Origin of the sequence: Pedobacter ginsenosidimutans (genome assembly GCF_001442625.1) — a bacterium.
GTDB classification, from domain to species: Bacteria; Bacteroidota; Bacteroidia; order Sphingobacteriales; family Sphingobacteriaceae; genus Pedobacter; species Pedobacter ginsenosidimutans.
Map to the genome: position 1 here is coordinate 610,266 of NZ_LMZQ01000003.1, position 13,491 is coordinate 623,756.

The following is a 13,491-nucleotide window of genomic DNA, read 5'->3' on the forward strand; positions in this document are numbered from 1 at the left end:
ATAAATAGAGATGAACGAGACAGCGGAAAAAGCAATTGCAACAGATTTAAAGCCAACTATTTTTACAGACTGGGGCTTAACAGATTATCAGGAAGCCTGGGATAAACAGGAAGATCTGCTAAATAAAACGGTGGCCATTAAAACAGAAAACCGCATAAACAACAGCAATAAGCCTACCCCGAACCATCTTGTATTTTGCGAGCACCCCCATGTTTACACCTTAGGTAAAAGCGGGCATCCTGAAAATTTATTGTTGGATGAGCAGGGATTAAAAGACAAACAGGCAACCTATTATAAAATAAACCGCGGTGGCGATATTACTTATCATGGCCCGGGGCAGCTAGTGGGCTATCCTATTCTTGATCTTGATAATTTCTTTACAGATATCCATTTATATCTGCGCACGCTGGAAGAAGCCGTTATCCTCACCTTAAAAGATTATGGGATAGAAGCTGGCCGTTATCCTGGTTTTACAGGGGTGTGGTTAGATGCCGATAATGAAAAGGCCCGCAAAATATGCGCCATGGGCGTTCGTTGCAGCCGTTGGGTTACCATGCATGGTTTTGCCTTTAATGTAAATGTAGATTTAGATTATTTTAAAAATATTGTGCCCTGCGGCATTGATGATAAAGCCGTAACTTCTTTAGCAAAAGAACTCGGTTATAAACTTGACATGGAAGAGGTAAAAGGAAAATTAAAGAATCATATTGCCGAACTCTTTAAAATGCAGCTCGTTTAATGATCAGGCTTATTTTTATTTTAGCGCTGGTTACCACACATGTTTCTGCACAAAACCTGGATGGGATAATTAAATTTATAAAGGATAATCCTAAAAAAGCTTCGATTGTACTTATTGAGAACAGCAAGGAAGTACTCAATTTTAAAGGCAATCAATTGATGCCATTGGCCAGTGCAGCCAAAACCATTATTGCCATCGAATTTTCCAATCAGGTTGTCGCCAAAAAAATTGACGCAAACCAAAGCATAGCAATAAGCGATCTAAGCAAATACTATATTCCTTTTACCGATGGCGGTGCACATTCTGCATGGCTTAAATCCTTACAAAAGAAAAAGGCTGACAGTGTTTCTTTGCTACAGATTGCTCAAGGCATGATTAGATTTAGCTCAAATGCCAATACTGAATATCTTGAGGATTTATTAGGCTTGGCAAACATTAGCCGGAACATCAGAACACTAAAACTTCAGCAGCATAGTCCCTACTATTACTTCACTGCAGGAGCATTAATGACTTGCCTCAAACCTGATAACCTCGCTGAAAGTATATGGGCAAAACAATTGGAAGCAATGCCAATAAATGAATATATAAAACGATGCGAAACCAATCACATCAAATTAAAAACAGATTCTACATTTATCAAAACTTTCAGCACAGTGAACTTGCCACTCGCAGTACAAAAAATATGGTCTGATAGATTAGTCGCTTCAAATGCTACTGATTACGCAAACATTATGCACAAAATTAACAGTAGAAGCTACTTTAAGCCCGCAATCCAAAATATCATAGATCAGATTATGGAATGGCCGATGGTGTACCCAGGCAACCAGGTAGCTTTTAAACATTTAGGGCAACTGAAAAAGAAAAGCTGATGATTCAAAGCAATTTTGCGAATTTTGAGGCAGGTATTATCACTGATGCCGCTTTTAGACAAAAACTCATTGCTGCCCTAAAACAAAACTAAACCGAGCGCTTATTCGTAGATTAAGCTATGAAGATTTTATTAAGCGCCATTTTATTTTCTTTCTTAACTTCGGGCTGTACAAAACAAGCGCCCATGATTAACGAGCCAGCAATCAATCAAGCTACAAATACATCAAATGGAAAAGGTAATTTCACTTATTTAGCCCTTGGCGATTCTTATACGATTGGTGAAGCCGTTAAACAAACAGAATCTTTTCCTTATCAGCTTCAAAGTTTATTAAAAACTCAAGGCATTAACGTAACAGATCCAAAAATTATTGCAGTTACCGGTTGGACTACAGATGAGCTACAGGCCGCGATAAAAAAGGAGAATTTAACGGCAACATATAGTTTTGTTACGCTTTTGATTGGTGTAAATAACCAATACCGCGGTTATCCGATAAATACTTACAAAAAGGAGTTCACAGAATTGTTACAAACAGCAATCGCTTTTGCAGGAGGCAACAAGAATAAGGTTTTTGTAGTTTCTATTCCAGATTGGGGCGCTACGCCTTTTGGCCAAAACTCGGGGCGCAACCCACAAACGATTGCGAGTGAAATCGACAGCTTTAACACTGCAAACCAAGAAATCACGCTTTCAGCTGGCGTAAACTATACCAACATTACCCCCGTATCTCGAAATGCTGCAGTAGATTTATCGTTAGTGGCGAGCGATGGATTACACCCAAGTGCTAAAATGTATACCCAATGGGCAACCGCTTTATTACCAAAAGTGGCCAATGTATTGAAATAATTAAACGTTTGTTTATGCTGTTTTTAAATTAAAAAATTTATTTTAGTTCAACTATTTAAATTAATCACCTTTAAAAACAGTAAATTATGAATGAGTATGAATCAAGCGGAATAGCCGCTGGTATTGGTCTGGTAGGCGGAATTATTTACCTGGCGATAATTGTTTTGTTGATTGTCGGCATGTGGAAAGTATTCGAAAAAGCAGGCAAACCAGGCTGGGCCGCAATTATTCCTATCTACAATTTGATCATTTTATTAGAAATTGTTGGCAAACCAATGATCTGGATTTTATGGCTAATTATCCCTTGCGTAAACATTGTATTTGCAATTTGGCTTTACAATTTAGTAAGTAAAAGTTTTGGCAAATCAGAAGGTTTTACAGTAGGTCTGGTTATCTTTCCATACATTTTCTGGCCAATTTTAGGTTTTGGCGATGCTAAATATTTAGGTCCATCGGCAGCAGAAGCACAAAATGGCGGTTTTGGGAACAATCCTTTCAACAATCCAAATAATCCATTTAACAGCCCAAACAATCCTTTTAACAAACCATCTGGAAATCAAGATACTCCAAACGATACTCCTCCACCGGTAGTTTAATTCAAGGATGTTTATCATATTTATATTTTGCAGCTTAATCAACCTGGTTGATTGGCTGCAAAATCATTTAATCACCTGTCCATTTAAAGCTTTAACAGGTATCGATTGTCCGGGTTGTGGCTTTCAAAGATCTTTTATTGCCCTTCTTCAAGGCGATTTATCAAAAAGCTGGTCGCTTTATCCACCCACCATCCCCTTGTTGTTTTTATTTATCTCAGCTGGCCTATTGTATAAGTTCCAGATCAAACAAGGTTCCTTTATTTTTAGAGTGCTGGTTATCGTGATCGGTAATTTTGTAATGATCAACTATGTACACAAAATGTTTTTTAGCTAAACACTCATATTAGCGGTAAGGTGATTATAATCTTTTAATACTGCCTCTAAAAACTGTAACTCGTTCATTCCACCCGGAATGGTTACAAAAATGTGTTCCTTGGTTTTGGCTGCCATGGCATAAATTAAATCGGCATTCCCTGTTTGGTAATAACCGGTTAATACTTCATGAATAAGTTCTATGTCTCTATCGTTTAAATGCAGAACTTCCTTAAACTGCGGTTCATATTCTTCAGGCAAATTAAAACTGAATGCCACGTTAGAAAATTCGGTTCTTGGTTTAGTTTTAATCAGCGTTGTTTTAGCCAGTATATCACCCAATCGTTGATGATTTTTTGTTACCGCTACCGAAACCAGTGCAACGACGCCCCAGCCAAATGGGAAGCCGAAATCAATCATCCGAAATAACCACCTAAAAATATACTGCCCAATGGTTGGCTGTGTGCCATCAATGCTAATCACCTTTATCTTTAACACCTTCTTTCCCAAAGTTTGGCCGTCCATAGTGATTTCGCAAACCAGGTCGTAGAAAGCAAAAATTGCCAGAAAAATAAAGAAAACAACTATTGCAGCACTTCCCGACATCGCCATTTGCGCAGCGCCCATTACAACTAGGGTAATTACAGCGAGAATTAAAAATCCAGCCAGATCAATACACCTTGCAGCTATACGCTCTCCGAGGCCAGCAATTTCGTAATCAATATCAATATTTTGAGCAGTGCTAATTCTGATGCTATCCATATTCAAACATAATTTTTTTTAAAGATAATAGCTGTAGGCCTATCTTTATTTTTTTAAACTAAAGTTTTCTTATATTTTCATATTTAGATTGTTCAGCTATGTATATTTGTTCAGTTTGTTAATTGATTTGAAAATAATGTTGGTTTCATTTCCACAAAAAATTAGCTATTTTAAGCCGAGATTTGATAAAGCGTTTAAATGAGAGAAGCATTATTTGTTAAACAGAATTCGAAGAAGTGGCAACATTATGATTCCATGCAACAGGCAAATCCTGATGAAGTGGCCAATCAGTTTATCGAAATTACTAACGATCTGGCTTACTCAAAAACGTTTTATCCAAATTCGAAAACAACAGCTTATCTCAATGGCTTAGCCTCTAAATTACATCAATCCGTTTACAAAAACAAAAAGGAAAAATCAAACCGGTTTATCCATTTCTGGAAAACAGAACTCCCCTTAATATTTCTTCAACACAGAAAACAGGTGTTTTATGCATTGGCATTTTTCTTGATTTCTTGTGCGATTGGTGCTTTATCGGCAAAATACGATGATACCTTTGTGCGATTGATTATGGGCGATGGTTATGTAAACATGACAAATGAAAACATTGCCAAAGGTGATCCGTTTGGGGTTTATAAGCAGAGTAATGAGTTTATGATGTTTATGCAGATTGGGGTTAATAATATTTATGTTGCACTATATACCTTTGTTTTGGGTATTATATTTTCATTTGGTTCTATCGTTTCACTATTTAGAAATGGAGTAATATTGGGCTCCTTCCAGTATTTCTTTTTTAGCAAGGGTTTAGGCTTTCAATCGGTTCTGGTTATCTGGATTCACGGCACATTAGAGATATCCGCAATTGTTTTGGCAGGTGCGGCTGGTTTAATTTTGGGCAATAGCCTTTTATTTCCCAAAACCTATACACGTATGGCTTCAGTTTTAAAAGGAGCTAAAGATGGGCTAAAAATTGTAATTGGCCTGATACCAATTTTTATAGTTGCGGCTTTTTTTGAAAGTTTTGTTACACGACATACTGAAATGCCTGTGTGGTTAAGTATGTTCATTTTATTATCTTCTGCGGCTTTCATTATTTGGTATGTATTTATATATCCCATAAAAATCTACAATAAACAAGCAATACTAAATTAACATGCTAGGGAAAATTGAATTTAAGAAAAGAAGAGATTTCGGGCAGGTGATCAACGACACCTTTACCTTCATGCGTCAAAATTTTAAGCCCCTCATTAAAATATATTTCACATTTTGTGGCCTATTTGTACTGGCTAGTATGTTAACCATGTTATTACAACAATACAAAATGGTTAATATCATCAATACCATCGGTAATGGAAGAAATACCAAAGGTTTAGGTTTTTCTGCTTTATATGGATTAGAGTATTTCCTATCTATTTTATTCTCTTTAGCAACATATGCCAGTATGAGTGTCGCCATACTTTCTTATATCGCCATATATGTGCAGAAAGGGAACCAAACGCCAACCACCGATGAGGTATGGGGATACTTTAAATATTATTTTTTCAGGATTTTTGGTAGTTCTATCCTATTAATTATCCTTTTATGTATTGCCTTTATGTTTTGCCTTGTACCTGGCTTCTGGCTATTCCCCTATGTTGCCATGATGTTCCCGATAATGGTAATCGAAAATGGTTCATTAGGTTATTCATTTAACAGGAGTTTCAAAATTATTAAAGATAATTTCTGGATTACTTTCGGTACGCTGATCGTAGTATGGATTATTGTTTATGCCTGTATGAGCATGATTGTTTTACCTACAAGTTTATTTAATATGATTGGTATGTTTACGCATAAAACCCCACACATGTCTTTAACACTTACCATGATTACAACTGTTTTGCAGTCGTTATGCCAGGTATTTACCATTATCCCCATCATTACCATTTCATTGGCCTATTTCAGTTTGGTTGAACAAAAAGAAAGCACTGGTTTAATGGAAAGGATTTCTAATTTTGGCAATACCGAAAAACCTATAGATACCAGACCTGAAGAATATTAAAATGCAGCGTGCACTATTCCGATATCTTCTTGTTTCTCTTTTGTTTTTTATTCCGGTAATCAACAAAGCACAGACGGCTAAACCCAAGCCTGTTACTACTATAATTAAAACAGATAGCAGTAAGATTGTGGCTTCAAAATTTGATAAAGAGGCCATAAGCAATTATAAAGAACAAAAAGAGTTTCAATACGACGAAATAGGTCAACAACAATTATCGTTATGGGACAAATTTTGGTTATGGTTTTGGGATATAATCGGCCAACTGTTTCAGGGAGCAGCATCCAACATTTTTTCCAGGTATATTTTTATCGGACTTGGGGTAGCGCTGATCATATTTATTGTGGTTAAAGTTATTGGTGCAGAAAAAATCTTCACTAAAAAATCGAAAGAAACAATCCCTCCATACGATGTAATTACCGAAAACATCCATGAGATAGATTATGAACAGGAATTACAAAGATTAGTTGCCGAAAGAAAATTCCGCTTGGCAGTTAGGCTTTTGTACCTGAGGGCACTAAAAAAACTGAGCGATGCCGAAATCATCCAATGGCAGCCCGATAAAACCAATTATAATTACTTAATGGAAATCAATAAACCAGAGCTGAGAAGCGATTTTAGCCAGCTTACCCTACAGTTCGATTATATCTGGTATGGCGATTTTCCTATTGATGAGGTGAAATTCGACCCTATTAAGCAATCGTTTAACCAGTTTAACAACCAGATTAAATGAAAGGCTACAAATTATACCTGATTATTGGTTCCATTCTAATTTTGGGTTATTTAATTGCGCAGTATAATAAGCCTACACCAACAAACTGGGCGCCAACATATGCTACTAAAGATAAAATCCCTTACGGAACATATATTTTATACAATAGAATCAAAGATATTCTGCCATCGGCAAGTATTCAACAGTCAAAAGCTGCGGTTTACACTACGTTAAAATCTAAAAAATTCAATAAAACCGCTTACATAATCGTTGCGCAAAAGACAGACATTAGTAAAACTGATCTTGAACAGCTGATAAAATATATGCGAGCTGGAAATGATGTATTTATAGCCACTTATGATTTAGGAAAAATAAGGAAGGAACTTAAAATACAAACTTCTACTGCAATGTCTTCCGAAGGAAGTACCTTAAATTTCACCAATCCAGAACTAAAAACTGATGCAAACTATGGTTTTGAAAGAGGTATCGGAAGCCAGTATTTTAGTAAGGTAGACAGCAGCAAAACGACAATACTTGGGGTAAATGGGAAAGGCCAGCCTAATTTTATCCGTTATGCTTACGGAAAAGGCAATCTCTACCTTATCGCCGAACCCGGTTTTTACACCAATTTCAATCTCCTCGATAAATATGGCGCAGAATATGCCGCTAAAACCTTGAGTTATTTACACGGAAATAAGCAGCTCATTTTTGATGAATATTTTTCTACCCAAAAGAACACTGCTACCGATATGCTCAGGGTATTTTTTAAACATCCTGAACTGAAGTTTGCATACTATCTGGCAATACTTAGTCTGATAATTTTTGTCTTGTATGACATTAAGCGCAGGCAAAGAATTATCCCAATCGCAGATCCGCTTACTAATTCCTCATTGGCCTTTGTTAATGTGGTGGGCAGCGTTTATTACCACGAGCGGAACAACCTCGATATAGCCTTAAAAAAGATCAATTACTTTATGGAGTACTTGAGGACCAGGTATTATATAAAGACCAACGATATCGACAGCAAATTTGCTCAGGTGCTCATAGAGAAAACAGGCATTAACGAAGCACTGGCCAAAACCCTGACCAAACATTTTATCCAAACGCCAACAATGGGCGATTTAAGCGATACCCAATTGATTAATTTAAACGAAAGCATAGAACAGTTTTATAAAAATACGCAAAGCAATGGAACAAGAACAGTTTAACCCACGTACCGATTTAAGTGCCTTAAATGAAGCTGTAAATCAAATCAGAAATGTACTTGGAAATATCATTATCGGCCAAAAACAGGTTATTGATTTCTTAATTGTTGGTTTGCTTGCCGACGGGCACATCTTAATTGAGGGCGTACCTGGTGTAGCCAAAACGCTGAGCGCTAAATTGCTAGCAAAATCTATTGATGCACAATTTTCGAGGGTTCAGTTTACACCCGATTTAATGCCATCTGATGTTTTAGGAACCCCGATTTTTAATACCAAAACAGGAGATTTCGAATTTAGGAAAGGCCCTATTTTTGGTAATATTATTCTGGTTGATGAGATTAACCGTGCACCGGCAAAAACCCAATCAGCCTTGTTCGAGGTGATGGAAGAACGCCAGGTAACCATAGATGGTCATACCTATATTATGGATGAGCCTTTTATGGTATTGGCCACACAGAACCCGATTGAGCAGGAAGGCACATATCGCCTGCCTGAAGCACAATTGGATAGATTTTTATTCAAAATAGAGGTTAAATACCCTTCTCTAGAGGAGGAAACTGCGATTTTAATGGCTCAGCATACCTTAGTTAATAAAACATTATTAAACGAAGTAAAACCAGTATTGTCTGTTAAACAGATACAAGAGGCTAGGGCAATCATCCGCAACTTGTTTGTAGAGCCAAAATTATTGGAGTTTATCGCCAAAATCGTAAATGAAACCCGCAACAATTCATCACTTTATCTCGGCGCTTCGCCAAGGGCATCTTTAGCAATTGTACATAGTGCAAAAGCTTTCGCTGCTATTCAAAACCGCGATTTTGTTACACCTGAAGATATTATTGCCGTTGCAGGACCAGTATTAGCGCACAGGATATTGTTATCACCTGAAAAAGAAATGGAAGGATTAACTACAAGCGACATTGTTAGCCAGATTATCAAAAAAATTGAAGTACCGCGGTAGGTCAGTTATCAGTCGCCAATTTTCAGTTTACAGTTGGCTACTTACAGTTAACCAGTTTAAACACTTAACCGATTAAACAACATTGAAAAAATTCTTTCAGCAATATTATAACAATCTATTCCTAAGCGATCGCTTATTTGCAGCTTTAGGCCTCTGCATTGTGCTTTTTTTGTTGAAGTTCTTTTTTGCGTGGCTGGGCGATATCCCTGAAATTGCCACCGGTGCTGTATTTGTTTTATTTTTTATCGATATTTTTATTCTATACCGAAATACCCAAGGGATTGATGCCAAAAGAATTACCTCAAAACGTTTGAGTAATGGCGATGAAAATCCGATACAAATCGAAATCAAGAATAGGTATGGTTTTGGGGTAAATGCGAGGGTGATTGATGAAGTACCTTTTCAGTTTCAACTCCGGGATAAAGATTTTAAGCTTCACCTAAAATCTGCTGAAGTAAAATCGATCCACTACAACCTACGGCCAACGAAACGTGGCGAGTACGATTTTGGCTTTATTAGAGCGTATATCAGTTCACCTCTGGGCTTAATCAACCGCCGTTATAACTTTGATGGCGCCAGGATCCTGCCTGTTTTTCCTTCTTTTATTAATCTTGGTCAATACGAATTGATGGCCGCCTCGCGCTATTTAACAGAATTCGGGATTAAAAAAATCAGGAAAGTTGGACAAAGCAGCGAATTCGACCAGATTAAAAATTATGTAGGTGGCGACGATATCCGTACCATTAACTGGAAAGCTACCGCCAGAAAAGGTGGCTTAATGGTGAATACCTATACAGACGAGAAATCGCAGAATATTTATTGCGTTATTGATAAATCGCGTGTAATGCGCATGCCTTTCGAAGGATTAAGCCTGCTCGATTATGCTATAAATGCAACCGTTGCACTTTCGAAAGTGGCCATGCTTAAAGAAGATAAGGCAGGTTTAATTACGATATCTGAAAATATCGGCGCTGTTGTACCAGCTGATCGTAAAGCTTCTCAGCTTGGCAGCATTATGAATGTGCTTTACAAAGAAAAAACAAGATACCTTGAAAGTAATCTCGAGGCTCTATATTCCGCGGTACGATCAGTAGTGAAACAAAGGGGGCTTTTGGTTTTCTTTACCAATTTCGAAAGTTTATCGGCACTACAAAGACAGTTACCTTACTTAAAAAGAATAGCAAAATATCACTTATTGGTTGTGGTATTTTTCGAAAATACAGAACTAAAAGAATTAAGTACAGCACCTGCAAAAGATGTAGAAGGCATTTACCACAAAACCATCGCCGAGAAATTTATCTACGAGAAAAAACTAATGGTTAAGGAACTCAACAAACATGGTATATTAGCTATCCTTACCCCTCCCCAAAAACTTACTGTTAATGTAATTAACCAGTATTTGGCGTTAAAGGCACAACAGCGAATTTAGTCACGAGTCCTTAGTCTGTAGTCCAAAGTCGGACTCATGACTGAAGACTACTGACTTTAATCCTCGGTCTGTGTCCTCACAGACCGAAATAAAATTAAAGGAGATTCCTATAATCAGTTAAAAATCCAAAATTGTCTATACCAGTTTCGTAAAATCTGGCAGAAGACCATTCATAATCTTCTGGTTGTTCACTTAGTTGCCATTGCACTTGTAAAGGATTATAATGTATATAATCTATTTTTTGCTCAAGTTTATCCTGCGTATCCAAAAGAATAGCTAAGGGATCACGCTGCCATAAACGAAAATTTCTTTCGCCATCAGATACTTTAAAATATGGCAATGCATCTGGATGATTAAGTTTTAAATCCTGAAAAATTTGATGAGAAGTGTACTTGTTAAAACTTGCATGAGGCATTTCTTTTCCATTAGTTTCAATCATTTGCCATATTAAATGTAAATGATTTGGCATAATCACAAAAGCATAAACGATAATTTTCTTTCTCTTTACAAGCACCCTTAAGGTATCTATTAATATGGTTTTGTACCTGGTTTGAGAAAATATCTTTTTCCAGTCTTTAACCGTATCCGTCCAAAAATATACTTCACCCAAAAGCATTTTTGAGTTGCGATCTTGTTTGAAAATATTATTGTCCATTATTTAAAAATAGAAAATAAAATTTAGTTCCGGTCTGTGGGGACACAGACCGGGGAATTGGCACAACAAAGGATTTAGTCCTCAGTCTTGAGTCCGTAGTCTAAAATCGACTCATGACTGAAGACTACTGACTTTAGACTAAAACCTACTCCTCTTCCCTAAAATACACTTTGTAAAAGTTCATCGATTTATCATCGTCGTAACCTTTTTCGATCATATCTTTATTGCCATGAATATAGATGTGGAAGTTCTTATCCAGCTTTAATACGCTTTTATAGGCACGGGCCTGTTTTTTAACAGCAGATTCGGCGATTTCAAAATTATCGGCAATCGGACTTTCGTACTCTTGCTCGTAATTCTTCTTATAATTTTTGAACGATTCAATCCCTTCGGCATTACCAATTACTTCATTACCGAATTCCTCAATATCGAAGGTTTCTTTTTCTTTGAAATACTTCATCGAGCGGTTTAAGAGATCGATTTTATCTGCTTTGCTGATTTCGTAATCATCATCCAGTTTCTGCGTAACAAAGTTTTTGTAAACCCCTAAAACATTACTGGTTTGGTTATAGCTGTCGTTCCTGATTTTCAGCTTCAAGAATTCATCTTTCCAGTAAACAGCAGAATCGTTACTACTTTTCGATTGATCCAACACCACAACTTTGTAACCTTCTTCTTTATCAACGTTAAAAATCAGGCAGCCTTTATCCAATTTATTAATGCTGATGGCTTCTTGCTCGTAACTTACATTAAAGCCATCCTGTTCAGGATAAACTTTTAGGTAAGTATCTTTTGTTTCGGATTTAAAAACGCCAACCACATCCAATTGCTCGCCTTCTATCTGCACCTTTTCGAAATAAGCGACATAAAGCTCGCCAGATTTAATTTTTGGGTGGTTGGCCACATCGTATAAATGTTTGGCCAGTTGTTGCGAATCTTCGTGAAAAAGTTCGTTGTTTTCGAAAATTTCATGAACGAAATGGAATACTTCGTTCAACTCCAGATTATCGTTGGGATGATAAAAACGGTAGACTTCATTTACCTTTTCGAAAGGTTTTAAGAAATACTGCATCAACAGGTTTCCCAATACTTCATCATCAATTTTTAGAGGCGCATCAGATAATTTATAATACTCCTCAAGCAATTTATTGCCTGTATGGTGGATAGAAAGTTGCTTAAGTGAAGCCTCGAAAAATGAAATCATGGGGGCAAAAATAGTAAAATCATTGGTTAACCCTCTCCGTCAATCAATCATTTTCCCAATCCATCATCCAATCATTCTATCCTTCACTCATTTATTAATATAAGCCTCTGCCCTTTCTAAAAAGCTTTTTTCCTTTAACGATGCCTCAACCTCATTTATAGCCTTCATTAAGTTGTTTTGAGTGTTCGTAATTTCTGCTGTAGCTTTAATAATCACATCCCAAACAGGCTCCATGGTAGAAAGAAGTGCTGTACCCTTTTCTGTGAGTTCAACCAAACGTTTACGGGTATCTGCTTTATCTTTTTTAGACCGGATCAGTTTCTCCTTCTCCAATTCCTTTAACAAACTGATGGTGGAAGGATGTGCATAACCAATTTCATCTGACAGCGAAACCACATTCATGGTCGATTTTTTATATAAAGTATAAAGCACAGGGAACCATTTGGGTTGAAAATCAATTCCGAATGCTTTATAAATCAACAAGCCATCTTTACGGATCTGGTCGCTGAGCCTTTGCAAGCGGGTAGAAATGGCCAATAAACCAGAAGCATCAATTACATTTTGTTCCATCAAACAGATTTTAAATCCAGGCTATAAAAAACATTGTCTACAGCCATCCGAGGGAAGTAAACCGGTAAATCTCCCATTGCAACCGGTTTAAATCCATTACGTTCATAAAAACGGCAGGCGGCCTGCAATATGTCTTTTGTACCCAAATATACCTCATTCAGGTTATTATCCTTACAGTAGGCTAGAAGTGTTTTTAATAAAGCTTGCGCAACACCTAAATCTTTCCCTCGGAATTCCTTTTTAACAAACATTTTTCTGATTGCCCCCGATTGATGCTCAGGTACAGCAATTAAAGCAATAGTACCAATCAATTCGCCATTTAGTATCGCACCCCAAAAAGCACCGCCGGAGCCATCGTAATTTTTTTCTATATCCAATAAATCTGGCTGTGCTGCCAAATCGATATCTACATTAAATTCTATTTGTTGGATGGGTAGAATTAACCCAATAATCGCTTCACAGAATTGATTATCTAACCGTTCAATTTTAAAATCGTTTTGCATCGCTAAATATTATTCAACAAATATATGTAGTTAACTACATATATTGCAAATGCAAATATCATTTGGACCTCAAATTTTAGGAAGGATCAGGAAT

At 36.8% G+C, this 13,491-nt stretch carries 16 protein-coding genes; 11 read left to right on the forward strand and 5 right to left on the reverse strand.

All coding sequences use genetic code 11. From position 1 onward, the window contains the following. Nucleotides 1–10: 10 nt before the first annotated feature. From lipB to ASU31_RS06760, 5 genes are all read left to right on the forward strand, one after another. Complete coding sequence (gene lipB / locus ASU31_RS06740; protein ID WP_057931588.1) at nt 11–739, forward strand: lipoyl(octanoyl) transferase LipB; 729 nt, start codon at nt 11–13, stop codon at nt 737–739. Continuing rightward, nucleotides 739–1,608 carry a serine hydrolase gene (locus ASU31_RS06745; protein WP_057931589.1) on the forward strand — a complete coding sequence of 290 codons (870 nt, stop codon included), beginning with the start codon at nt 739–741 and terminating at the stop codon, nt 1,606–1,608. Before lipB ends, ASU31_RS06745 begins: the two co-directional genes overlap by 1 nt. A 119-nt stretch (nt 1,609–1,727) precedes the next feature. Continuing rightward, entirely contained in the window at nt 1,728–2,453 is a 726-nt protein-coding gene (locus ASU31_RS06750; RefSeq protein WP_083505285.1) for an SGNH/GDSL hydrolase family protein, read from the forward strand. 86 nt (nt 2,454–2,539) lie between these two features. Then, a complete protein-coding gene (locus tag ASU31_RS06755) occupies nt 2,540–3,049 on the forward strand; it encodes a DUF5684 domain-containing protein (RefSeq protein ID WP_057931590.1) in 510 nt (169 codons plus the stop codon). A 7-nt stretch (nt 3,050–3,056) separates the two neighbouring features. Then, entirely contained in the window at nt 3,057–3,383 is a 327-nt protein-coding gene (locus ASU31_RS06760; RefSeq protein ID WP_057931591.1) for a DUF2752 domain-containing protein, read from the forward strand. Here the strand turns inward: ASU31_RS06760 and ASU31_RS06765 are convergent. Continuing rightward, complete coding sequence (locus ASU31_RS06765) at nt 3,380–4,123, reverse strand: RDD family protein (protein WP_057931592.1); 744 nt, start codon at nt 4,121–4,123, stop codon at nt 3,380–3,382. The genes ASU31_RS06760 and ASU31_RS06765 overlap by 4 nt on opposite strands. A gap of 198 nt (nt 4,124–4,321) precedes the next feature. Here ASU31_RS06765 and ASU31_RS06770 point away from each other — a divergent pair, with 198 nt between their 5' ends. The 6 genes from ASU31_RS06770 (at nt 4,322) to ASU31_RS06795 (ending at nt 10,465) form a co-directional block, all read left to right on the forward strand. Beyond that, on the forward strand, nt 4,322–5,275 hold the full coding sequence (locus ASU31_RS06770; RefSeq protein WP_057931593.1) for a stage II sporulation protein M: 954 nt from the start codon (nt 4,322–4,324) through the stop codon (nt 5,273–5,275). A gap of 1 nt (nt 5,276) precedes the next feature. Further along, a complete protein-coding gene (locus tag ASU31_RS06775) occupies nt 5,277–6,161 on the forward strand; it encodes a hypothetical protein (protein WP_057931594.1) in 885 nt (294 codons plus the stop codon). 1 nt (nt 6,162) lies between these two features. Further along, a complete protein-coding gene (locus tag ASU31_RS06780) occupies nt 6,163–6,891 on the forward strand; it encodes a DUF4129 domain-containing protein (protein WP_057931595.1) in 729 nt (242 codons plus the stop codon). Next, the gene (locus ASU31_RS06785; RefSeq protein ID WP_057931596.1) at nt 6,888–8,078 is read left to right on the forward strand and encodes a DUF4350 domain-containing protein; all 1,191 of its coding nucleotides are present in this window, start codon (nt 6,888–6,890) and stop codon (nt 8,076–8,078) included. Before ASU31_RS06780 ends, ASU31_RS06785 begins: the two co-directional genes overlap by 4 nt. After that, nucleotides 8,059–9,036, forward strand: a complete 978-nt coding sequence (locus ASU31_RS06790; RefSeq protein ID WP_057931597.1) for an AAA family ATPase — start codon at nt 8,059–8,061, stop codon at nt 9,034–9,036. The genes ASU31_RS06785 and ASU31_RS06790 overlap by 20 nt, the downstream gene beginning before the upstream one ends. A gap of 82 nt (nt 9,037–9,118) precedes the next feature. Next, a complete protein-coding gene (locus ASU31_RS06795; RefSeq protein WP_057931598.1) occupies nt 9,119–10,465 on the forward strand; it encodes a DUF58 domain-containing protein in 1,347 nt (448 codons plus the stop codon). Nucleotides 10,466–10,559: 94 nt separating this feature from the next. Here the strand turns inward: ASU31_RS06795 and ASU31_RS06800 are convergent, their stop codons facing one another. From ASU31_RS06800 to ASU31_RS06815, 4 genes are all read right to left on the reverse strand, one after another. Further along, a complete protein-coding gene (locus ASU31_RS06800; RefSeq protein WP_209434964.1) occupies nt 10,560–11,120 on the reverse strand; it encodes an REP-associated tyrosine transposase in 561 nt (186 codons plus the stop codon). 145 nt (nt 11,121–11,265) lie between these two features. Next, nucleotides 11,266–12,324, reverse strand: a complete 1,059-nt coding sequence (locus tag ASU31_RS06805) for a nucleoid-associated protein (RefSeq protein WP_057931599.1) — start codon at nt 12,322–12,324, stop codon at nt 11,266–11,268. Between the two features lie 87 nt (nt 12,325–12,411). Then, entirely contained in the window at nt 12,412–12,894 is a 483-nt protein-coding gene (locus tag ASU31_RS06810) for a MarR family winged helix-turn-helix transcriptional regulator (protein WP_057931600.1), read from the reverse strand. Beyond that, nucleotides 12,894–13,397: a GNAT family N-acetyltransferase gene (locus ASU31_RS06815; RefSeq protein WP_057931601.1), complete on the reverse strand. Its 504-nt coding sequence runs from the start codon at nt 13,395–13,397 to the stop codon at nt 12,894–12,896. The genes ASU31_RS06810 and ASU31_RS06815 overlap by 1 nt, the downstream gene beginning before the upstream one ends. Between the last annotated feature and the right edge of the window lie 94 nt (nt 13,398–13,491).

Bases quoted from the DNA above. Each gene is read 5' to 3' on its own strand.
- ASU31_RS06805 (WP_057931599.1), bottom strand. From the start codon at position 12,324: ATGATTTCATTTTTCGAGGCTTCACTTAAGCAACTTTCTATCCACCAT.
- ASU31_RS06790 (WP_057931597.1), top strand. From the start codon at position 8,059: ATGGAACAAGAACAGTTTAACCCACGTACCGATTTAAGTGCCTTAAAT.
- ASU31_RS06750 (WP_083505285.1), top strand. From the start codon at position 1,728: ATGAAGATTTTATTAAGCGCCATTTTATTTTCTTTCTTAACTTCGGGC.
- ASU31_RS06745 (WP_057931589.1), top strand. From the start codon at position 739: ATGATCAGGCTTATTTTTATTTTAGCGCTGGTTACCACACATGTTTCT.
- ASU31_RS06785 (WP_057931596.1), top strand. From the start codon at position 6,888: ATGAAAGGCTACAAATTATACCTGATTATTGGTTCCATTCTAATTTTG.
- ASU31_RS06815 (WP_057931601.1), bottom strand. From the start codon at position 13,397: ATGCAAAACGATTTTAAAATTGAACGGTTAGATAATCAATTCTGTGAA.
- ASU31_RS06755 (WP_057931590.1), top strand. From the start codon at position 2,540: ATGAATGAGTATGAATCAAGCGGAATAGCCGCTGGTATTGGTCTGGTA.
- lipB (WP_057931588.1), top strand. From the start codon at position 11: ATGAACGAGACAGCGGAAAAAGCAATTGCAACAGATTTAAAGCCAACT.
- ASU31_RS06775 (WP_057931594.1), top strand. From the start codon at position 5,277: ATGCTAGGGAAAATTGAATTTAAGAAAAGAAGAGATTTCGGGCAGGTG.
- ASU31_RS06760 (WP_057931591.1), top strand. From the start codon at position 3,057: ATGTTTATCATATTTATATTTTGCAGCTTAATCAACCTGGTTGATTGG.
- ASU31_RS06780 (WP_057931595.1), top strand. From the start codon at position 6,163: ATGCAGCGTGCACTATTCCGATATCTTCTTGTTTCTCTTTTGTTTTTT.
- ASU31_RS06770 (WP_057931593.1), top strand. From the start codon at position 4,322: ATGAGAGAAGCATTATTTGTTAAACAGAATTCGAAGAAGTGGCAACAT.
- ASU31_RS06810 (WP_057931600.1), bottom strand. From the start codon at position 12,894: ATGGAACAAAATGTAATTGATGCTTCTGGTTTATTGGCCATTTCTACC.
- ASU31_RS06800 (WP_209434964.1), bottom strand. From the start codon at position 11,120: ATGGACAATAATATTTTCAAACAAGATCGCAACTCAAAAATGCTTTTG.
- ASU31_RS06765 (WP_057931592.1), bottom strand. From the start codon at position 4,123: ATGGATAGCATCAGAATTAGCACTGCTCAAAATATTGATATTGATTAC.